The organism is Paenibacillus anseongensis (genome assembly GCF_009757995.1).
Classification (GTDB): domain Bacteria; phylum Bacillota; class Bacilli; order Paenibacillales; family NBRC-103111; genus Paenibacillus_E; species Paenibacillus_E chondroitinus.
In genome coordinates, this window is record NZ_WSEM01000037.1 from 172850 (window position 1) to 194990 (window position 22141).

A 22141-nucleotide genomic window follows, 5' to 3' on the forward strand; every position below is an offset into this window, starting at 1 on the left:
TCCATTGCTGATCTCCTATTCAGTCATTAGTTAGCGCCAAATCGGCCTTTAATCTCCGGTTGAACTTTCGGAGCCAAATCTTTCAGCGCTTTTTCCGCTGTTGATTTACCAAGCCAAACAGGGTCAAGGGCGGAGAAGGTCATATCCGTGACTTTACCGAAATTCATCAAATAGTAACCGGCGCTTGCCACCCCATTATTCAACAAGTTGTTCATAAAGGCGTCTTTGAAGCCTTCCGGATGCGCAGGATTATTTTCCGCCCATTGTGCTACAAGTGCAGGATCGGTGTACCACTTCTTCATCGTCGGCATCCACAATCCGCCTTTATACAAATCAATGGCGCCTGCAGGATCAGCCAGGAATTTGGTCAGCATCCATGTTTCTTCCAAATGCTTCGTCGATTTGTAGATAACGCTCGCACCACTAATGCCCATTGCGATGCTTTGCTTCATCTTCGGTAGGGCACCAATGCCGTAGTTCACTTTTGCCGCTCCAAGATCAAGATTGATCCATTGTCCATGCATACTCATCGCAACGATTTTGGATTGCAGCGCAACAGCTTGGGACGGAATCGACTTCATTTGAGTTGGGGATGGAGCTACATGATATTTATTAATAAGATCTGCGAGTCTTTGCACCGCTTCAATCGCTTCCGGTTGGTCGAGTGCGAATGTTTTCCCATCTTTCGAGATGATATCGCCGCCGTTATTCACGACTTGAGCCATAATTGGCCCCCACCAGCTTTCAAAGGATACACCAAATTGTTTGATGTTATTAGGATCAAAACCCGGGTCAGCTGCATTTTTACCATTTTTATCAAGTGTTAATTTTTGCGCTGCTGCTACGAATTGATCCCACGTCCATGCATTTTCAGCTTTCGCAGGAGGAGCCTCCACTTTGGCCTCTGCAAACAAATCTTTATTGTAGAAAATAGCAAATGATTCTGCGGCTGAACTTATCGCATACGTATAATTAGGTTTTGTGCCGTTGAACCAAATATAGTCCAGGAAGTCGGATTTTTTGACTTCCTTGTCGTTTGCGAACAAATCGTTGATGTTAACGAATTTTTCTTCATTTTGCCATGCTTCCCCTAGCTCAGAGTGCATATAGCCGGCATCCGGCGATTCATTACCAGCCACCATCGCTGTAATTTTTGCGTCATAATCCGATTCAGGAATGAACACGGGATCTACTGTAATCCAAGGGTATTTCTCCGTGAATTTTTTCGTTGCATTCTCGATCGCTGTTTTTTCTTGCGGGCTCCCCCAATAGGTATACTTTAATTTAACGGGTTCTTTCTTCGCTTCCGGTGTTGCAGCAGCTTCTTTGCTTGGTTGAGCCGCCGTCGTTCCCGCTGGTGTTACTGCCGCCTCTTTCGTACTTGTACCAGTCGTACATCCGGTGAGCGTTATCATGGATGCAAACAACACCACGAGAGATCGTTTCATCATTCTTTTTTTCTGTAACAATTTGCTTTCCTCCCTTATCGCTCTAGCTTCTTCATAAGGTTTGACTTATGTAATACCACTATAACGAATGCGCTTACATCTTGGATATTCGAAAGATTTTGGTTTAGTGGACTATTCTTATATTTTCAATAAAATTGACGCCGTACTAAAAATTGTCCACACTACTCTCGAATTTGCGAAATGGAAACACCATATGCACACTCGTTCCTACGCCGACTTGGGAGTCTATCACGATTCCGTACTCTTGCCCGAACAACAGCTTAATCCGTTTGTCTATATTGCTAATCCCAACATGCTCCGAATCGTTTTTCATGATATGCTTCCTCTGGGAATCATCCATTCCCTTGCCGTTATCCTGCACAGTAAAATGCACCATCGATTCGTTATGCCATCCGATAATTTGAATCATACCACCGTTCTCAAGCGATTCGAATCCGTGAATAATGGAGTTTTCTATGATGGGCTGAAGAAATAGTTTAGGTACCGTGCAGTTGTCCAAGGAGGGGTCAATCTCGATTTGAACGCCAAAGATACCTTCATAACGAGTGCTCATGATATGCAAATAGCCTTTCAGCCACTTCATATCTTCTCGAAGAGGGACGACTTCTTTTTTATTATGTACGGTATACTCAAGCATCGTGGATAAGCTGATAATCATGCGGCTAATGTCATCCTGATTTTTATCAATAGCCATCCAGTTAATGATATTTAACGTATTGTAGAGAAAGTGAGGATTCAGCTGCAGATTTAAAGCCATAATCTCCGCTTCTTTCTCCCTTAATTTCACCTCGTAATTTTCGGTAATCAATTGCTGAATTTTCTCGTTCATCTGGTTGAATTTGGTGAAAAGAAAGCTGAATTCCTTATCCGATACAACCGGAATTTTCGTGGTGAATTTACCAATACCGATTAAATGAGTGGCAACTAACAATTTCTTGATCGGATTCGTCAACCAGCCGGAGAGAAAATAGGCAATGATAACCGACAACACCATGAGAAAGATGCTCAGATAGAGCGTATACGTCCGGAGGTTCGATAAGTTGACAATCAGTTGATCATACGGCACGAACGCTGCCGTGATCCAACCCGTCGTTTGCATGCGGTCGAAGCAGACCAGCAGCTTTTTGCCGCCAATCGTCGTAATCGAGGATCCGCTTTTTTGCAGCATGGCATCTTGAAACCAGTTTGAGTCTGCGTAGGATTTGATGTGATTGGATTGCGAGGGAGAGATCACCCTTCCATCCTGGGAGAGGACAAAAGTAAATGCCCCCGTTACAGGGAGGCTATCAGCGAACACGCTATTAAACATATCGATTTTTACATTAATTAACAGAACGGGCCGTTCGATGCCTTCACTCATGTAATGAATCGAGCCGTTTTGGAAATAGGTGCTGTTAATCGTACGGGCGGCCGCAAAGAAACTATTCACATTGTTATTCAGAATTTCTCCGCTTTTCACGATTTCGGACACTTCGTAATTGGGAACCCAAACAAGCCCTCCTTGCGCATCCTTTGCATCCTTATACACGCTGGAATCCAGCACCTTCTCCTGAGAAATAGATACATTATTGCTTCCAAAAGCATAGTAGCTCGTTAGCAGATTCGCTGAGAAAATATCGCCATTTTCAATAAAATACTGGTTTAATATTTCCTTGATCCGCTTGTCCATTTGAATTAGTTGCATATCATCATCAGTGCTCATTGCGTTTAACAGTGTATATAATTCGACATTGGAAATGGTAGATAAGGTGCTTTCTTGCAGTTTGTTTAGCCTGTTATCAATAATTTGATTGTCTTTTTTGACAATTTCATAAATATGTTTACTGGCATTTTCCAGAATAATTTGAGAGCTTGTATTGTAATATTTAATGCCAATCACCACAGCTGGAACTGTAATAAGAAAAATATAAGAAATCGTTAATTTGTCTCTGAACCTCAGCTCACTCAGCAATTGACCTAGCCGTCTCAAATATTTCTTCATTGCCGCATCCACTCGCTTTTTATTTATTCGCGTTGAAAATGTTCACCGTAATTCGTCTGTACTCCTCAGGTGTGACACCAAATTCTTTTTTAAATACGCGATTGAAATATTTCGTATCCTTAAAGCCGATCAATTTGGATATCTCATAAATTTTGGAATCCGTCTCCTCCAGCAACTCTTTCCCTTTTCTAAGCCGTGTTCGAAGTAAGTATTGGCTAAACGAAATGCCGGTGTTTACTTTGAAATAATGACTGAAATAACTCGTGTTAAAATAAAATTTGCTGGCCACTGCCTCCAGAAATAAATCCTCGGCATAATGCTCCTCGATATATTGCAAACACGTTTTGATAATCATTTCTTTTTTCCAATTTCTAGTCTTTAGAATCGTGTCAATCATCTCGCTCAACATGTCGATAACGGAAGTTTTCATCATGGCATAAAAGGGGCTATGTTTTAACGACTCCTCGGCCCTTCGCAATAAATCTTTGTAATAATCCTCAAGCATAACCTCTTTAAACTGATGGATCAGGTGCAGAACAATACGCAGAATAAACTCTTTAAAGGATTCAGGCAGCGGAAGCCCCTCATTGATTTGCTTTTCGAAAATAGCCGTGATCAAACGAACGGTTTTCTCTTTGTCCGACTCCCGTACAGCATCAAGCAGCTCCTCTTCTTCTCGATATTTGGTGAGAACCCTCCCGCTTGCCGCCGGCATAATCTCATCCAACGAAAGGATGATAGCGCTACCAAGAAAAAATTGATACGATAAAGCCCGTTTTGCGTCTTCGAAGGCTTGTTTAGCTTGCAGAATGATATCCTCGCATTGGCTTCCCAGCGCTATTGTGATCTCTAATCCGTCTTCCTTCATTTGTCGAATGCATGCGTGCAGCTTATCCTGCGTTTCAGTCGAGCAGATTTCGAATGAACGGGTGGAGATGACGGTAACGAGAATGCTTCTTCTATCCTCCAAGGAAAATGAAACAGAGCCTGCTGCAGGCCCCAATGTTTGCTCTATTTGCACCTTAAGAAACTGTTTGGCCTGGAAATCATCGATATAATCCGCTGATCTAAACGCATTGATCTCTGTGAGCAGAATCGTGCCCGCCTCGATAGGAGGTAGTAATTTACGCAATTCAGATAGACTTTTCCCCTCTATATGACCAGCAACCCATTGATTCATCAGATGATCATTGTAAATAGGGAGCGTTTGATTGAGCTTCATGAGCGCATTTTCATTTTCTTGCAGCTGCGTGTGATTGGCGGTAATTTCTCTTTCAATCTTCTCTAACGTATTCTTCAAGGTCGCTGCATCAACAGGTTTAAGCAAGTATTCGCATACCCCTAAGCTAATGGCTTTTTGTGCATATTCGAATTGTCGGTAACCGCTTAATACGACAAGAATGGGCGGTTTTTCGTAGGCATCCAGATGTTCGAGCAGCTGCAAGCCATCCATCTGGGGCATACGGATATCGCTAAAAACAATATCAATGGGATTGTCAGCCATAAGGCCAAGCGCTTCATTTCCATTTTTCGCCTTAAATACATGGTATTCCGGTCTTAATTTCCCGATCAGATTCGCTAAACCATCCCTATGTCTAGGCTCATCATCGACAATTAATAGTCTATACATCGAACGACCCCTCTCTCTATTTCGTGCAAAAGGAACACATCGTGTAAGCTCCTAGCAACAATTTCACCAAAAACACGACATTCCCTGCTAATAAATTTGCATTCGACAAAGGTTCTATCCGTTTTTCAAAAAGCAACATTTTCTTCAGTGAAAAGTCGAAGAACCGCGCCGCTGCTCAAAAGATGAGATTCTCGTTGACAAACTTGCAGTTAGAATCTATATTTGTTTAGATGATATCGATTATCATTATCAATGACTACGTGGTTTAGTTCCACCTATAAGGAGACTCCAAGATGAAAAATAAGCTTTTTATACCTATTCTCTTCGTGTTCATGTTCGCTATTTCTGCTTGCGGTAATAATGCGACGAGCAATAACCCTGCAGCATCCCCACAAAGCTCTAACGCGCCAGCCGCTGCCAAAGAGGTTTCCGGCACGATGACTTACGCATCCGAGACAGGACCTGTTCAGGTTCCGGCGAATCCTAAGCGTATCGTTGCCCTGACGAATGCGCCGAACGTGCTATCGCTAGGCGGCACACTGGTCGGAGTCGACGAATGGACGAACAAGAACCCTCTTTTCAAAGAAAAACTGAGTGGCATCCCTGTTGTTTCAGAGAATGAACTTGAGAAAATCATTGAGCAGAAACCGGATCTCATCATAACCGGCTCCGAATCGAAAAATATCGAAAAGTTAAAACAAATTGCGCCAACGGTCGTCTATACGTGGGGCAAACTGGACTACTTAGCCCAACAACTTGAAATTGGCAAATTGCTGAATAAAGAAAAAGATGCGCAAAAGTGGATCGATGATTTCAAGAAACGTGCGGCAGATCTCGGCAAAGAAATCAAAACCAAAATCGGTGAGCAGGCTACCGTATCCGTCATTGAAACAGATTCGAAGGACTTCTATGTATTCGGCAATAACTGGGCTCGCGGTACCGAGGTCCTCTACCAAGCGATGGGTTTAAACATGCCTGAGAAAGTTAAAAAGGATGCTCTTGGCCCAGGCTACTATGCGCTCTCTCAAGAGGTTATCCCTAATTATGCGGGTGACTATCTTGTCCTGAGCAGAAGCTCGGCAGCCAACAATTCATTCATGAAAACCGAAACATGGAACAATATTCCGGCCGTCAAGAATAAGCACGTCATCGAGATTGATACGGAAGCTTCCACGTATAGCGATCCGACAACGCTCGAATATTTACTGAATATTTTCAAGGAAGGCTTCCTTGGCAAAAAATAATCTGATAGAAACGCCTTCTTGCAGGTAGCAGAGAAGGCGTTTCTTGTCATCTTGTTGTCTCGAATCAAGTAACAATCGAACCTCCATTCACGAACATAACTTGCCCTGATATGTAGGAGGCATCGTCTGAAGCTAACAGGACGTAGGCAGGCGCCAGCTCAAAAGGCTGCCCTGGACGTCTGAGCGGCACTTCGGTTCCAAACGTGGTTACTTCTTCTGCCGTAAATGCTGATGGAATGAGCGGCGTCCAAGTCGGCCCAGGCGCTACCGCGTTCACGCGAATGCCTTGATCGGCAAGCGAGAGGGATAATGAGCGGGTAAAGGAAACAATGGCTCCTTTGGTGGCCGTATAGTCAATCATCATGCCCATACCTGAGAAGGCGGTATCGGAGGTCGTGTTAATAATGGCGCTGCCTGCACGAAGATGCGGCAAAGCGGCTTTGGTCATATCAAAAAACGAGATGATATTCGTTTGGAAGGTATGCATGAGCTGCTCTTTTGTAATATCCAAAATGCTTTTTTGATGATACTGAACGCCATGATTGTTAACTAGAATATCCAATTTCCCATAGGTTTTTATTGTCGTATCCACAACGGCCAGACAGTTTTCCTCATGTCTTAAATCTCCGGCAATTAACAAACAACGCCGCCCCAGCTGATGAATCATATGCTTCGTTTCGGCCGCATCCTGGTGCTCATCTAAATAGGCGATGGCCAGATCTGCACCTTCCTTGGCATAAGCGATCGCGACGGCCCTTCCAAGTCCGCTATCTCCACCTGTAATAATCGCAACCTTATCTCTCAGCTTCCCGCTCCCAACATAGGCCGGATTTTCTGATAATGGCCGAGGATTCATCAAATATTCGAAGCCTGGTTGTCGGTCCTGATGCTGTGGTGGAAACACGATAGGAACATTTGTGCATTGCTGCTTCCAACCCATATAAGGATACATGAAATAAGTCACTGCCTTCGACTCCTCCCGATTTCAGCTGCCTATCTCACTTTATTCCACGGGATTTATAAACAGTCCATGATCAAAAAAAGAGCCAATCCAAATGGATTGAGCTCTATTTTTCTAACTTCTTATGAATGCTCTACTCCCACTGGTATTCCGCTCGTTCAAGTAACTGCTTGAGTGCGCGGACCGCAGTGACAACACGTTTAGGATTACTCGCGTGCGGCATGTAATGCTGCAAATGCGGCTCTACAGACAGAAATCCGTCGTAGCCTCTCTCTTTTAGAGACAGCAGCAGTGCATCCACCTCTCCGTCACCCGCTCCTGCAGGAACAAATACCTTCGGTTCGAATGTAGCATCCTTAATATGAATGTAATCCGTATAAGTTTGGAGTTTCGGATACGCATCCTGCATCGGTTTAATATCATTCTTAACAAAGTTACCTGGGTCGAAAGCCATACGCAGGGAATCGGACGCGCAATGCTGTAAAATTTCCAAACAACGTTCATCCGACGTTCCGTACAAGTTATTATCATTCTCAAGAATGAGGACAACGTTGTTCTGTTCTGCAATTTCTGTCAATTGCTTCATTCTACGCAGCACTTCATCTCTGCACGTATCGAGATCCGCATTTTCGGGCGGGTGATAGGAAAATATACGAATGTACGGGGTTCCTAACACATGTGCAGCATGAATCGCCTTCTGAACCGCTTGCACTTGGGGACCAAACTCTTCCGCAACTGGATATTTGCCGATGGGAGAAGCAATGGAAGATACCTGAAAACCGCGTTCTTTCAATATTTGACGAATGGAGGAGAGTTCCTCATCATTCAATTCCAAGACATTTTTGCCCCAAACATTCCGCAACTCGATATAGGAGACTCCCTCTTGCTGCAGCACGTCTAACTGTTCTTCCAAATCCTGCGAGATTTCATCGGCGAAACAAGTGATTTTTGCTTTAAGCATGGCTATCTCTCCTTTATTATTTGCTGCTGCCGAAAGAAGCTGACATATCTTCTTGCGTCTTAGACTCTGTAACGACTTTTTTCACAAATGTAGAGGATTTGATCAGTTCGTCCAAGTGAGATTGGAAAGCATCGCCGTCAATTGGCACCTCAACAGGGCGCTTCTGGAAGGAAGACAGCATGATGCCATTAGCCAGCGTCAAAGAGCCCAGCCCCTCTGGACCTTCAGCAATCAAGTCAATCTCCTTGCCCAAGAGACGGTCAACCAAACGGCCGGTTACGACATGATGGCCATTAGGAGCATCCTCATCTACTTCAACTTCCTCCGGTTCAATCTGCCAAGTGGCAAACTTTTGCTCCGTTTCTCTCGTGAACGTAAGCATGGATTGCTCATATTTATAGTGAAGCAGCTTCCCATTCTCCAACACGAGTTTGCCGGTATCGCCGACGATTTCCAGGCGGTTCGTTCCCGGCAGCTCAGCTGTCGTCACAATCAAATGCCCGATCATCCCGTTTGAATGTTCAAAGTAAGCGGTTACTTCATCTTCAACTTCGATGTCATGATATTTACCGATATGCGCATGACCGGAAATCAGCGAAGGCAGCCCGAACAACCATTGGTACATATCGAGCGTGTGCGGACACTGATTCGTCAAGATGCCGCCGCCCTCACCGGCCCATGTCGCACGCCATCCACCACTATTATAGTAAGACTGGGAGCGGAACCATTTGGTATGAATCCAAGTAGCGCGAGTGAGTTGGCCTAACTCTCCGCTTTCCACAATTTCTTTAAGTTTTGCATAAAATGGCAGCGTTCTTTCTTGAAACATAATGGCAAACTGGAGATCCGGATATGTCTCTTTAGCGGATTCGTAAGCATCAATCATGCGGTTGGCATCATTGACATGAACGGCAATCGGTTTCTCACACATGACATGAATCCCGCGTTTGAAAGCCTCAATGGCAATGTATGGATGATCGTAGTGGGGAACGGCGATAATGATGACATCCAGCCCGGAGTTGTCCAATAAATCCAAGACATCGTAATAAGCCGTCGTCCCATACGTTTTAGCATTCAAATCGGCCTTTTCTTTATCTACATCACAAACGCCCACAAGCGTTACATTGTCCATCTCACTCAAATACTTCAAATGCGTATTTCCAATATTTCCAATGCCAACAAGTCCAAATTTGATTTTTTGCTCACTCATAGGTAGTTCCCTCCCAAATCTATTGAATATCACACTATCATCCTATATCATTACAATTACCACTTCCTTGATGAAATTGCCTCAAAAGTGGATAAACTTGCTCTCATCACAGGAGGTCATTATCTTGATTTCGGAGTACTTGGAACAGTTTGATGAACATGTGAAATTCCGCCATGCCATTCGAACAGCCCCGTTTAATGTACATTTTCATTTGCATCAGGGCTGTGAGATCTTTTTTTTAATCCGTGGTGATGTGAACTATTTCGTTGACAAGACGATGTATCCCCTGGAATTCGGTGATCTCATCATTACCAATGAGCATGAAATTCATAAACCTGCACTCATGACAGACGACTTATATGAACGTGTAACGATTGAATTTAATCCGGCTCTGATTGCTCTTTTTCAAACCGAAGACTTGAAACCGCTTCAATGCTTCTATGATCGTCCCGCCGGTGAAAAAAATAAAATCAAGCTTAGCGAACAACAGTCATCCGCCTTGCTTGATTTATTTACGAAATATAATGAAATCATCAACCATCCATTCCCTGGGGATTCCCTTGTGAAACTTGGCTGTTTGATTGAGATTCTAGTTCTGGTTCACCGGTTCTTTTATACCAACAAAGCAAACGAAAACGGCATGGATTTGCCGAAAAGATTGAGCCCCATCCTGGCCTATCTGGATCAACATCTCACGGAAGATTTGACCCTTGAACGGCTGGAGAAAATGTTTTTTATCAGCAAATATCATCTAAGCCGACTTTTCAAAAAACATACTGGCAGCACCATCCATGAGTACATCATCTACAAGCGGATTGCACTTGCCAAAAAAATGCTCGCAGATGGTTACAACGTTACCGAGGCCTGCATGGGGTCAGGTTTTAACGATTACACTGGCTTCCTGCGCATGTTTAAGAAAAAAGTAGGCGTGCTGCCCAAGTATTATGCGAGCAAACAAGCTCTCAAATGACCCCTGATGGAATGGGGCTTATTTCCTGGTTTATTTCCCGCCTGTGGGCTCGATCAAGCGGTGTTTATACCACTTGTCGCCATAATAGCGCCAGAGGAAAACCGCCCCGCGCACGCCCCATTCCAATTGCATAGCCGCCCAAACCCCGATAACGCCGTAACCAAGGGTGATGCCGAACACATAGCCGAGCACAACCCGGAACAACCACATGGTCAGCATCGAAGAGATCGAGGTGAAGCGTGAATCCCCCGCAGCTCGCAGTGCCCCTGGCAACAGGAAACTGATCGACCATAACGGAATTTGAGCTAAGAAATTGACCAGCATAATGAGATACAGATCGTCCATAATCTCTGCCGGAGGGCTGAACATTCGTACAAGCGGATTAAAAAACGGAAGTAACAGCAGCCCCATTAATAAGAGGGCGCCTGATGACAGCCACATGAACGACCTCGTAAATTTGCGGGCATCCTGAATATTCCGCCTCCCGATACATTGCCCTACTACCGTGACTAGCGCCGTAGACAAGGCAATGGAAGGGATTTGCAGCAGCATGGCGATGACCGAACTGATCGCGTTAGTTGCAATCGCATAGGTGCCCAGGCTGACGATATAGATTTGGGTTAACATTTTTCCCCCGTTAAAAAATAACTGCTCCGCTGCGAATGGCAGCCCAATGAACATGATTCTCTTAAACATGGAGAAATTCCATTCAAGTACATCCTGAAGTTGAATTCGCAGGCTGGCATCCATCCGCAGTAGATAGAATAATGCGCAACCGGCTGCTACATACCGGGAAATATTCACAGCCACGCTCAACCCTAGAACGCCCATGTCCAAATAATGGACAAATACGACATTGAGCAGCACGTAGGTAAGGTTCATGATCAAAGACAGCACCAAGGTCACTCTGGTTCTGCCGATACCTCTAAGCGCTCCGTTAACCGCTTCCTTGATCGCGATTCCCGTGTAGGAGATACAGCTGCCCACCAAATAGGTACCGGCATGGGAGAACACCTCCGGCTCCGCCGTACCGAACAGCACCTTCAGAATGGGATGATAAAACAGCAGAACGAGCAGGCTAAGCGCTACCGCAACCAGCGTGACCGCTGAAAGCGAGCTGGCCGCCGCTTTGGAAACCATTTTATCGTTCCCGCTGCCCTTATACTGCGCCACTACGACTGTACCGCCGGTCGCTATGGCGACAAAAACGTTAACCAAAAACATGTTGAGCGAATCGACCATACTTACGGCGCTGATCGCCGCCACGCCCGATGAACTGATCATCGCGGTGTTCACCAAACTTAAGCCAACAAGAAAGGCCTGGTCGATGAGGATCGGCAGAAATAACGAGATCACCTGACGATAATCGATTGATTCCCCTGAAAGATATTTGTTTAAAATAGCATGGCAATAAGCCTTAAATCGTACCATCATGCTAGTGATTCACTTCCCATCCGTATTTGTCCGCAGTCCCCAGTTTGCTAATTCGAATTTCCTGAGATGATTCGAGGTGCCGGGAGCAGGTGCGGCCGTTCAATGAACATTCAAACAACACTGCTGCAGGTACGAAGTGAAGCTGGCCATATTCCTATGCATATGCCTGCTGTTGCCTTCTAGCTTACTCAACATAATGCCTCCTTCCAATAAGGAAAGGGCAAACGTAGCCAATGCATCTACATCCAAATCCCCCTTAAATTCCCCCAATCGTATGCCTTCATGAATAATGTTCTTCATCCTATCCAGAGTAGTGGTAAGGCTACGCTGCGCTCTATCACGCAATATCGGATGAGTATCATCACTCTCTACCGCTGTGTTCTGCAAGGGACACCCGCCGATGAACGGGGGATTGTCCGCAACGTCTTCATAGACATGGAAAAAGGCGAGCAATCGCCCCGAGGCAGACTCCTCTTTATTCATAGCTTCGGTAAATCTCCTGCCGACTGTACTAGCCGCATATTGATAGGCTTCGAGGGCAATTTCGTCTTTACTGCTAAAATGGCGATAAATGCCTCCCTTCTTAATGCCGGTGGCGGCAATAATATCGTTTAACGATGAACCCGCATAGCCTTGTTGATTAAAAAGCTCAGCAGATTTCATGATGATGTGTTCCCTGGTTCTATCTCCTTTTTTCATAAGCCCTCCGTACAAAACCGTAGTCGATAATTCATTATAGCAAATTTTTCGAGTGATCCATTGCCATTTATTGGATGTGTGCTACAATTAAAAGATACCATTCGGTATCTTATGTTAAGTGAGACCCCGAGTGAAACCAAAATGAAGCACCAAAATTCCATTCAAAAGGGAGCGTTGTCCCATGTCGATGAACGAACAATTGGAACAAACCAAGGCAGGTTTTATCGCGAAAGTGCCTGCATTGGCTCAAGAAAATATTTTTCGCCATATCCAGGAGCAGCAGCAATCCGGTATCGTTTTTGGTCTGAATAAGGGGGATCAAGCCCCCGACTTTACATTAGCCAATCCGCTCGGAGAACAAATAACTCTCTACGACCAGCTTGTCAATGGCCCGGTAATTCTCATCTTCTACCGGGGCGGATGGTGCCCGTTCTGCAATGTCCAGCTTAGAGCTTATCAGCAATTGCTGCCTGAAATTCAGAAGATCGGCGGCCAACTGATTGCCGTCTCTCCGCAAAGCCCCGACAACTCGCTGTCTCAGATAGAGAAAGAGCAGCTTACGTTCCACGTGCTTAGCGATCAGAACGGCCAGGTCGCTGACAGTTACAACCTTCTATTTGAACTGCCTGCTTATCTTCAAAATACGTTTACCGACATACTTGGACGGGATCTCGCCAAGTTCAATGCAAGCGACCGCTGGGTGCTGCCGGTTCCAGCGACTTACCTCATTGACAGGCAAGGCATCATCCGTTATGCCCACACCGATCCTGATTTCATGAATCGAGCGGAGCCACAGGAAATGATCGATCTATTGAAAAAGCTCGACTGAAGGGAACAGGAGTCCTCTATTTGGAGAAATACGAGCAGTTTCCTGTCTAAGCGGAACTACAGGATCCTATTTGCCCTCCATTCACGTTTTCAGGTGAAAATCGACGGAATAACGAACTGTAGTTCCCCTCACATGTGTGAAATGTGCTTTTTCGGGCAAATAACGGACTGTAGTTCCCTCCAAATAAAAAAAATGGAATCATGCTAAAAAAGCCATGATTCCATTCTTCTTATTGACTCAATACCTTCTGTGCCATTTTCGCCAGATCTTCAACATCTATTTTGCCATCGCCATTTAAGTCTGCTACTTTAGCAATATTCCAATCCGGGCTGCTGCTATTTTTCCCATAATGAGTAGCAAGGATTGCCAAATCACCAATCGAATATCTACTGTCATGGTTCAAGTCGCCATCCGAGACATAACCTTCAATGCTCACCGTAAGCTCAGCAGGCACGGCTTCTGTCTCTACCCCTTTTTCATCGGCCAAAATGGCTTTGAGCACCGAGATGTTTCCTGAGGAATTCGGAGAACCCTTCGTTTTCAATTGCAGCGTAACCAGCGGTGTTTCATACTTGCTTCCATCATCTCCCCCGATATTCGCGAGCACCATGCGAACGCTGCCCTTGTGATCATCGACATAATGAACAACGGCAATAGCGTCTGCAGCCGAGTCTACCTTCTGCAGTTCGAACAAATCTGCCGGATACTTCAACGTAACATCTGATCCGTAGACCGAATTTGTAACACTGGATACACCAAGCTTCACCGCGAACGTCGAACCTTCATTGACAAGGCTTGCTCCGTCTAAAGTCATGTTCGGTTGTACCGCATCTTCCATTTCAGTCACACGAATATTATCGAACGTTGCATTAGCCTTGTATGTGCGTACCCCAATAGCACCTTCTGTGTAGGTACCGTCAACCGCACTAGCCACGAGCTTATCATCGACATAAACATTAATGTTTGGACCCTTCGCTACAATCTTTAATCGGTAAACCGTATCTACGGTGATTGAAGGGAGCGCTTGATTCGCCAGTTCTGTCCAATTGTTATTCAGCTTGCCCACTTGAACACGACCAGCCAATGTAATGCCCGCATAATATCCTTGCAGGTTATCCGTTCCAAGCGTTGGATTATTCACTCTGAATATGACGCCGGCATTAGCTAAATTAGGGCTGGCACTCATGGAAATATCCGTTTCATAAGTGAAGTCCTTGAATTTCGTATCGTTAGCCACAGCTTTATAACCTTCACCGTTAATTACGGTGTAGTTGCCGTTAGCAGCACTCCACTCACCGCCATAGGTCGTCCAACCATCCGCATTCCGATCATCAAAAGTATCAACAAAAGGCAGCGGATTATTCGCTCTATCGAGGAATTGCTTCGTGGCTGCATCCAGCGCAGCTATCGCTGTTTTAATGCCGTCCGCGGTAGTTTGTTCATTGTCGTACGCAGCTTGTGCACTTACAATGGCCGCTGAGAAAAGATTCACGACTTGCTGCTTATACTGGCCCGGTCCATCGCCTACAACGGCGTTATCACGAAGTTGCTTCGCCGCTTGAATGCTGGTCAGGAGATCGGACTTATTGCTACTCCCGATTAATTCCCTATGTGCTGCGGCAACGCGAGCGAAATCAACCTTTTCCACTTTGCGGTCATAGCTTAATAATCCATTGATTTCGTATTCGACATCCGAGATTTGGGTGTATACGGCCGCACTGAGTCCAGGTTTATCTTTCAGTGTTTTGATCGTGTTGATATAACGAATATACTGATCCGTTAACTCTTCTTTCGTGTTCATCGCCAGTCCGGCATACACGGTCAAAGGACTGAATTCATGCCCTGGCACGCGAAGTCCTACGCCCCCATACTCGCCAAGCGTGGCTGCCCGATAGTCCGAAGGTGTCGGCGACTCGGGTGCTGGATACTTGTGCCAATCCAGGAAATGGCCTGCTTTGGACTCATTGGCCCCGCCTCCGGCATCATACCACCCGGTAACTCCATTAATGAGGCGAGTTGGATCTGCTTTTATCGCATGTGCAATTGCCTCTCGGGTATAATCACCACCGTTGTCGAATTGCCCCCACCCTTCATTAAAAACAATATAGACAATGATGGAAGGCGAATTCTGCAATTGCTTAACCATTTCATCGAATTCTTTGTAATATTGCGGTTGAGCCGATACATCTCTGCTGGTTCCACTTGGCATGTCCTGCCAAACGAGAAGTCCCAACTTGTCTGCCCAGTAGTACCAACGAGCCGGTTCAATCTTAATATGTTTGCGGATCATATTCATATCCATCCGCTTCTCGGCTTCAATATCGAATTTCAATGCCTCGTCCGTTGGCGCTGTATACAGGCCGTCCGGCCAATACCCTTGATCCAAGGTTCCCATTTGAAAAACGAATTTCCCATTCAGCAATGGACGCTGGATGCCATCGACTTTTCCCAGCTTCACTTCTCTCATTCCGAAGTAACTGTCAACGTTATCGATGATTGTTTCGCCATCTTTCAACGAAACTTTGAGATCGTAGAGGAACGGATCGTCAGGTGTCCACCATCTCGCATTCGGTACCGGAAGCTGCAATTCAGTGCCCGCGTTTCCGCTAACGCGTCCGACTTCTACGCCATTTTTGAGTGCTATGGCCTCTACGGTTTTACCTGTCCCATTTACCACATCAACAGTTAGCTTCAGTTGACCATTCCAAATATCCGGCACCATATTCATCCGGTCAATGCTTGCGCTAGCGACAGGCTCCAGCCAGACGGTTTGCCAGATCCCGGACACCGACGTATACCAGATGCCTCCTGGTTGTACAACGGTTTGTTTCCCTTTAATTTGATCACCTTGGGTATCCGTATAATCAAGTACATGAACAATCAATTCATTTTCCCCGGGTTTCAAATGACTTGTTATATCGAAACTGAATGACGTGTAGCCGCCTTTATGGCTTCCTACCTTTGTTCCGTTCACATAGACGTCCGTTTCGTAATCCACTGCGCCAAAATTCAACTTCACATGTTGGCCGTTCCAATTTTGCGGCACCGTGAAATTTCGCTTATACCACATAAGCTGCTCTTGGCGTTGAATACCTGAAAGCCGTGATTCCACGGCAAACGGTACCGTGATGTTCTCTTTCAGCGTTTGACCTGTTGGAAGGGCGTCCCCTTGCTTGGCGGGCTGGAATTCCCACTTCCCATTCAGGTTTAGCCACTGATCGCGAACCATCTGCGGTCTTGGATAATCCGGCAACGGATTATTCGAATCGACTTGGCTTGCCCATGGCGTTTCGATCTGATAGGTGGAGTTATTTTTAATTGCAAGATAAAAATCTTTGAGTGGCTTACTGGTTGCTGCATAAACAAGAGCACCGCCGCCAGTATACCCTATATTGGCCATCGGGGCATCTTGGTAATACATCGGATATTCAAACTCTATCTGAATTGTTTTTGGATCACCGGTCTTTAAAACCGCCGATTTAATCGGCCAATCCTTCCCGAGCACATTAGCCGAAAGTTGCTCACGCGCACCGCTACCCAGCTCCTCCAACGCCTCCGCAAATGTGAATTCGGCATGCAAACCATCAGGCAGAACCGCTCCGGCAACAGGCCCGCTATTCTCAAAATCGGCAGGCAGCGTGAAGGCTGTCGCAGGTACGATTTGCTTTGGCACACTTGGGCTGCCCCATCTTAGATACAAATTGGACCCGCCGTCATTCTCGAAATATTCCACTTTAATGTCGTATTTCTTGCCGGCTACCAAGGCAATCGGACTGCTTGTTTGTTCCTTATCCCAGTCATTAACCCAATGATCAATGATTAGTTTGTTGTCGATCCATACTCTGAAACCGTTGTCACCAATCATCCAGAACGTATAATTCTCAGTGAATTCAGGTGTAATCTGCCCTGTCCATCTCACATTCACGTGATTGTTTTGCCCTACCAGCGTTGTGAATGCTCCTTCCAGTGAACTAAAATTAATGTACGGATCGACCACGGTCGTAACCAAGTCTTCAAACCTAAACTCATCGGGGCCCGAGTTCTTGTAATAATCAGCTTTTAAACCATAATTTGTTGCATTGGGATTGGAGTCTGCCGCATGGCTTTTGGATAAACTATACGGAAGAATCATACAGATCAGCATAGAAAAGATAAATAACTGCACAAGCCTTTTGGTCGTTTTCATTTGTACAATTCTCCTCTTTTGAATTACTGGATTTACAGTTTATAAAACGAGTTTTCTTGCATATGCCTCCTCTCCTTTTCAACTTGGCATTACCCTCAAATCAAAAGTGAGCGCTTCTCAAGCATATATGTCCCTCTACTCATTTGTATTTACAGATTTCAGGCATTTCTTGTAATTTTATGGCAATCTATTGTGAGGGGCACATCGCATTACACCTGGCTGCCGTCTATTCAGACTGATCGCTGTGCAGCAACTACTCCCACCCCTGCGATTTGCATAAAAGTTGAACGAAGGTTTTGCTTAGAGGATCTAGGGTACTCTATTTGGAGGAAAATGAGCTGTTTTCCTTACCGAGCGGAACTACAGGATCTTATTTAGCCTCCATGACCTGTTATTCGCGTGAAATTGGCAAAATAGTGGACTGTCGTTACCTTTTAAATGGGAAATAGTGAATTTACAGGAAATAGAGGACTGTAGTTCCCTTTAAAAAACTACGAGCTATTAGCACGTCACAGACGCGCTGTGGATATGTGAAATTGGATGAAATCCAATGTCAACCGCAAACAGTGGCCACCGCCATCACTATATTGCATTTTGTGCAATATTAAGGCTCCATGTCGGCCGCTATAGCCTTCTTCGTTGTACAAAGTACAACGATTTGGGGAGGATAGTGCTGTTTTAGCGCTATTTGCATTGAATTCATTGTACTTTGTGCAAGGAAGATCGGCGTGGTGGGGTTAAATGCTGTTCTATGGTGTACTTTCTACAACATAGACATGGGAGCGAGGGCCGAGCGCTAAGCGGTGATGCGGCGTGGGTATGGTCACTTCGCGCGAGGCGGGCATGCTGAGCAGATTGGCCACTTGGTGCGAGGCGGGCATGCTGAGCGGGTTGGTCACTTGGTGCGAGGCGATCATGCTGAGCGGGTTGGTCACTTGGCGCGAGGCGATCATTCTGAGCGGGTTGGTCACTTGGCGCGAGGCGATCATGCTGAGCGGATTGGCCACTTGGCGCGAGGCGGGTATGCTGAGCGAGTTGATCAATTGGTGCGAGGCGGGCACGCTGAGCAGATTGGCCACTTGGCGCGAGGCGACCATGCTGAGCGGGTTAGTCAATTGGTGCGAGGCGGTCATGCTGAGCGATACGGTCTACTTGGCGCGAGGCGATCATGCTGAGCGGATTGACCACTTGGCGCGAGGCGGGTATGCTGAGCGAGTTGATCACTTGGTGCGAGGCGGGCACGCTGAGCGATACGGTCTACTTGGCGCGAAGCGGGCATGCTGAGCGAGTTGGTCAATTGGCGCGAGGCGGGCATGCTGAGCGAGTTGGTCAATTGGCGCGAGGCGGGCATGCTGAGCGGTAAAGTCACTTAGTGTGAAGCAGACATTCCGAGCAAATTTGTCACTTCACGCTAAGCGACAAAAAAGCCCAAGACAAGTGTCTTGGACTTTTTTCATATAACTATTTGCCTGCACTAGCAATCACAAACTCGAACGAGATCTCTTGATCAGCCGGAATCTGATATTCCTCGTGAACAGGAGCTCCCCAGCTGTCGTCGCCACCAACACCCATTTGTTTGCCGGCAACTGTTACAACCGTATAATGAACATCCGGCAGCTCCCAAGCATGGTCAGCATGCTCAAGCTCAAATGCCGTATAAGGAGACAAGTTGCATTCTACCGGAGCTTGCGGGTCAGCTTTAATCATAAGACCGTTCCCCTTCACATCCGTCACATTCAAGCGACGAACACCAGTTCGATTACCCGATTCCTGTGGAACGAGGTACGGTGTCGGCAGCTGATCAACCTGACGGCTGAAGATTCCCAAACGAGCTCCAAAGCTGCGATCGCTATAGTTTTCTTCCGGTCCCATTGCGTACCATTCGGACTGGTTATAATCAGCCGACATTTTGAAGGAAACGGCAAGGATCGGAAGATTAGGCAGACCTGCTGCTCCTTTGTAATTCGTGTGAACCCGAATGGTTCCATCCGCATGCACCGTATAAGCAATACGAACGCTGACTTCAGAGCTAATGCTGAATCTGTATTCAAAGGCAACCGTTGCCGAGCTTTTCTCTTGCTTCAACTCTGTGCTGACACATTTGCGTGCCAAACTCGAGGCATACCAAGCGCCGGCCGTATAGCCCATTGCGGTACCTTTATCGTTGTCTGTGGTTGCCCGCCAAAATAACGGTGCCGGAGGCATCGCAATCATCTCACGACCATGATATCTAAGCGAAACAAGCGATCCGACCTGCTTCGAGAAAATTACGGCGAATCCTTTCCCAGTGACGCTGATATTGACGTCTCCCTCTACCACGTTGACTTCACCGGCAGGTTGTTCATTTTGACCGGTTGCTTCTACGATGAAAGTGGATTGGCCAAATGCCGTCTCAAACCCGGCGTCGGCCCAGATCTCAGATTCTTTGAGCACCAATGAAGCCTGAATGCAATATTCGCCTGATTGCCCATTCACGTCCGGCAGCTCGATCGGAATAATGCTTTCGCTCTGCGCTTCAACGGCAACATCCTTAAACCCATTGCCAATTTCTATGCCTTCATGATAAAGGCGATATTCAAGCACATACGAATCTGTATTCACAAATAGATTTTCGTTAATTATTTTAATATGGCTTCTTGTAGGCTCCAACTTGATATTCTGATAAAGGAATTTAACTTCCTGCATCTTAGGCGTCAGCTGACGATCAGCGAATACCAGTCCATTTCCGCAAAAGCTGTAATCCGTAGGACGGTCTTGGAAATCCCCGCCATAGGCCAAGAACTCACGGCCATTCCGATCTTTTTTCATAATCGCCTGATCGATATAATCCCAAATAAAGCCGCCTTGATACATCGGATATTTGTTTTCCAGCTCCGTGTACTTATGAAGCCCTCCGACGGAATTGCCCATAGCGTGCATATATTCGCAGCTAATATACGGTTTACCCGGTTGGCTGTTGAGGTACGCTTCAATGTCTGCAGGCTTGGCATACATTCTGCTCTCCATGTCACTAGTTGCGTCATAATCACGATTATGGAATACGCCCTCGTAGTGAACGAGTCGGCCTGGGTCCGTCTCACGGAAGTAGTCAGCTACGTTCAAAATAACTTGCCCGGCATAAGATTCGTTTCCGCATGACCAGATGAGAATCGAAGGATGATTTTTATCGCGTTCAACCATCGAAATGGCCCGGTCAAGCACGATGTCCTGCCACTGCATATCGTTGCCCGGAATGTTCCACGAAGGCTCGACAGCCCCCATTTTTTGCCACGAGCCATGCGTCTCCAAATTCATCTCGTCGATGACATAAACGCCATACTCGTCACATAACTCATACCATAAGGTCTGATTCGGATAATGGGAAGTCCGGACCGCATTGATATTGCTGCGTTTCAGCGTTTGAATGTCCCACAGCATATCCTGTTTCGTGATGGCTCGTCCGCTGCGGCTGTTGAATTCATGGCGGTTTACACCTTTGAATACGATTCGCTTGCCATTCAAGCACATCAGCTTGTCTTTCATCTCAAAGCGGCGGAAGCCGGTTTTCTGCACGATCGCCTCGACCAAATTTCCGTTCTCATCGTAGATCGAGATACAAGCCGTATATAAATATGGATTTTCCGCACTCCATGGTTGAACAATGCCCGCTGCGAGGTTGAAAGACAGCTTGCCGTTTCGGAATTCACCCGATTCTGTGAGAATCGCCTGCCCTTTGGCATCTTTTAATTCAAGTTTAGCACTCGCTGTTTTCGCATGAGCGTCTCGGAGGTCAAGATCAATTTCAAGCAATCCTTCCACATACGCATCATCCAAGTCTGCCTTTACACGCAGATCCCATACGTGCACCTTAGGAACCGTATATACGTATACATCTCTGAAAATACCGGATAACCGCCAGAAATCCTGATCTTCCAGCCAGCTTCCAGTACTTCTCTGATAAACCTCAACGGCCAGCTTATTTTCACCTTCACGAATATAAGGCGTAAGATCAAATTCCGAAGGCGTAAAGCTGTCTTCGCTATAACCGACGAATTCGCCGTTAAGCCATACGTAGAAAGCTGATTCAACACCTTGGAAGGAGATATAAACCGGCTTTCCTTTCATCGTGTCAGGAAGTTGGAAATTTTTCACATAGCTACCCACGGGATTATGTTCTTGCGAGATGAATGGAGGACGCAGTGCTTCTACGCCATCCCAAGGGTACATCGTATTCACATACTGCGGCTGTCCCCAGCCCTGCAACTGAATATGTCCTGGCACTTGGATATGTTCCCAGCTGCTGCAGTTATAATCCAATTGATAGAACGATTGCACACGGCTCGCTGCGTTTGGCGCATAGCTGAACTGCCAGCTGCCATTCAAGCTATGCCTCATGTCCATGGATGCGCCTGCTTCAGCAGCAGCCATCGAGCGATAATAGCGGTGGTCGGAATGAGCGTCCAACCTGTTGACTCGAAATACACGCACATCTTGCAGCCAATCAAGGCTTGGTACCGAATGTTTCATGAATAATGCCTCCTGAGAAATAAAACTGAAATCACACCTATGTTTTGACTGTTATCAGCTC

Annotated in this window: 14 protein-coding genes; 4 read left to right on the plus strand and 10 right to left on the minus strand. The window is 46.1% G+C overall.

The annotated features are described in order from the left end of the window. Nucleotides 1-26 precede the first annotated feature (26 nt). The 3 genes from GON05_RS34865 to GON05_RS34875 form a co-directional block, all read right to left on the minus strand. Entirely contained in the window at nucleotides 27-1469 is a 1443-nt protein-coding gene (locus tag GON05_RS34865) for an ABC transporter substrate-binding protein (protein WP_246239706.1), read from the minus strand. A gap of 145 nt (nucleotides 1470-1614) precedes the next feature. After that, on the minus strand, nucleotides 1615-3450 hold the full coding sequence (locus GON05_RS34870; protein WP_157326111.1) for a cache domain-containing sensor histidine kinase: 1836 nt from the start codon (nucleotides 3448-3450) through the stop codon (nucleotides 1615-1617). A gap of 19 nt (nucleotides 3451-3469) precedes the next feature. Beyond that, nucleotides 3470-5080 carry a response regulator transcription factor gene (locus GON05_RS34875; protein WP_157326112.1) on the minus strand — a complete coding sequence of 537 codons (1611 nt, stop codon included), beginning with the start codon at nucleotides 5078-5080 and terminating at the stop codon, nucleotides 3470-3472. A gap of 293 nt (nucleotides 5081-5373) precedes the next feature. Between GON05_RS34875 and GON05_RS34880 the strand changes: the two genes are divergently transcribed. Next, the gene (locus GON05_RS34880; protein WP_157326113.1) at nucleotides 5374-6324 is read left to right on the plus strand and encodes an iron-hydroxamate ABC transporter substrate-binding protein; all 951 of its coding nucleotides are present in this window, start codon (nucleotides 5374-5376) and stop codon (nucleotides 6322-6324) included. A gap of 64 nt (nucleotides 6325-6388) precedes the next feature. On the opposite strand, the gene GON05_RS34885 is transcribed toward GON05_RS34880, so the two are convergent. From GON05_RS34885 to GON05_RS34895, 3 genes are all read right to left on the minus strand, one after another. Then, nucleotides 6389-7276 (minus strand): SDR family oxidoreductase, encoded by an 888-nt coding sequence (locus GON05_RS34885; RefSeq protein ID WP_157326140.1) that lies wholly within the window; start codon nucleotides 7274-7276, stop codon nucleotides 6389-6391. Between the two features lie 142 nt (nucleotides 7277-7418). Then, nucleotides 7419-8246, minus strand: a complete 828-nt coding sequence (locus GON05_RS34890) for a sugar phosphate isomerase/epimerase family protein (protein ID WP_157326114.1) — start codon at nucleotides 8244-8246, stop codon at nucleotides 7419-7421. Between the two features lie 16 nt (nucleotides 8247-8262). Continuing rightward, a complete protein-coding gene (locus tag GON05_RS34895; RefSeq protein ID WP_157326115.1) occupies nucleotides 8263-9456 on the minus strand; it encodes a Gfo/Idh/MocA family protein in 1194 nt (397 codons plus the stop codon). 124 nt (nucleotides 9457-9580) lie between these two features. Between GON05_RS34895 and GON05_RS34900 the strand changes: the two genes are divergently transcribed. Then, nucleotides 9581-10426 (plus strand): AraC family transcriptional regulator, encoded by an 846-nt coding sequence (locus GON05_RS34900; RefSeq protein ID WP_181646063.1) that lies wholly within the window; start codon nucleotides 9581-9583, stop codon nucleotides 10424-10426. A 30-nt stretch (nucleotides 10427-10456) separates the two neighbouring features. Here GON05_RS34900 and GON05_RS34905 read toward each other — a convergent pair whose 3' ends face one another. Both GON05_RS34905 and GON05_RS34910 read right to left on the minus strand, forming a co-directional pair. Beyond that, nucleotides 10457-11860, minus strand: a complete 1404-nt coding sequence (locus GON05_RS34905) for an MATE family efflux transporter (protein WP_157326117.1) — start codon at nucleotides 11858-11860, stop codon at nucleotides 10457-10459. 99 nt (nucleotides 11861-11959) lie between these two features. Next, the gene (locus tag GON05_RS34910; RefSeq protein WP_157326118.1) at nucleotides 11960-12559 is read right to left on the minus strand and encodes a TetR/AcrR family transcriptional regulator; all 600 of its coding nucleotides are present in this window, start codon (nucleotides 12557-12559) and stop codon (nucleotides 11960-11962) included. Between the two features lie 181 nt (nucleotides 12560-12740). Here GON05_RS34910 and GON05_RS34915 point away from each other — a divergent pair, with 181 nt between their 5' ends. Next, nucleotides 12741-13388, plus strand: coding sequence for a peroxiredoxin-like family protein (locus GON05_RS34915; RefSeq protein WP_157326119.1), 648 nt, complete (start codon nucleotides 12741-12743; stop codon nucleotides 13386-13388). A 229-nt stretch (nucleotides 13389-13617) separates the two neighbouring features. Here the strand turns inward: GON05_RS34915 and GON05_RS34920 are convergent, their stop codons facing one another. Continuing rightward, on the minus strand, nucleotides 13618-17574 hold the full coding sequence (locus GON05_RS34920) for a PA14 domain-containing protein (RefSeq protein ID WP_157326120.1): 3957 nt from the start codon (nucleotides 17572-17574) through the stop codon (nucleotides 13618-13620). A gap of 819 nt (nucleotides 17575-18393) precedes the next feature. Here GON05_RS34920 and GON05_RS34925 point away from each other — a divergent pair. Continuing rightward, nucleotides 18394-18858, plus strand: a complete 465-nt coding sequence (locus GON05_RS34925) for a hypothetical protein (protein WP_185157269.1) — start codon at nucleotides 18394-18396, stop codon at nucleotides 18856-18858. A gap of 177 nt (nucleotides 18859-19035) precedes the next feature. Here GON05_RS34925 and lacZ read toward each other — a convergent pair whose 3' ends face one another. Beyond that, nucleotides 19036-22080: a beta-galactosidase, LacZ type gene (lacZ, locus tag GON05_RS34930; protein WP_157326122.1), complete on the minus strand. Its 3045-nt coding sequence runs from the start codon at nucleotides 22078-22080 to the stop codon at nucleotides 19036-19038. Nucleotides 22081-22141: the final 61 nt, after the last annotated feature.

Excerpts from the sequence above, each read along its gene's own strand:
- GON05_RS34925 (WP_185157269.1), top strand. The coding sequence starts at position 18,394 with ATGGTCACTTCGCGCGAGGCGGGCATGCTGAGCAGATTGGCCACTTGG.
- GON05_RS34920 (WP_157326120.1), bottom strand. The coding sequence starts at position 17,574 with ATGAAAACGACCAAAAGGCTTGTGCAGTTATTTATCTTTTCTATGCTG.
- GON05_RS34890 (WP_157326114.1), bottom strand. The coding sequence starts at position 8,246 with ATGCTTAAAGCAAAAATCACTTGTTTCGCCGATGAAATCTCGCAGGAT.
- GON05_RS34880 (WP_157326113.1), top strand. The coding sequence starts at position 5,374 with ATGAAAAATAAGCTTTTTATACCTATTCTCTTCGTGTTCATGTTCGCT.
- GON05_RS34895 (WP_157326115.1), bottom strand. The coding sequence starts at position 9,456 with ATGAGTGAGCAAAAAATCAAATTTGGACTTGTTGGCATTGGAAATATT.
- GON05_RS34875 (WP_157326112.1), bottom strand. The coding sequence starts at position 5,080 with ATGTATAGACTATTAATTGTCGATGATGAGCCTAGACATAGGGATGGT.
- GON05_RS34905 (WP_157326117.1), bottom strand. The coding sequence starts at position 11,860 with ATGATGGTACGATTTAAGGCTTATTGCCATGCTATTTTAAACAAATAT.
- GON05_RS34915 (WP_157326119.1), top strand. The coding sequence starts at position 12,741 with ATGTCGATGAACGAACAATTGGAACAAACCAAGGCAGGTTTTATCGCG.
- GON05_RS34885 (WP_157326140.1), bottom strand. The coding sequence starts at position 7,276 with ATGTATCCTTATATGGGTTGGAAGCAGCAATGCACAAATGTTCCTATC.
- GON05_RS34870 (WP_157326111.1), bottom strand. The coding sequence starts at position 3,450 with ATGAAGAAATATTTGAGACGGCTAGGTCAATTGCTGAGTGAGCTGAGG.
- GON05_RS34910 (WP_157326118.1), bottom strand. The coding sequence starts at position 12,559 with ATGAAAAAAGGAGATAGAACCAGGGAACACATCATCATGAAATCTGCT.
- lacZ (WP_157326122.1), bottom strand. The coding sequence starts at position 22,080 with ATGAAACATTCGGTACCAAGCCTTGATTGGCTGCAAGATGTGCGTGTA.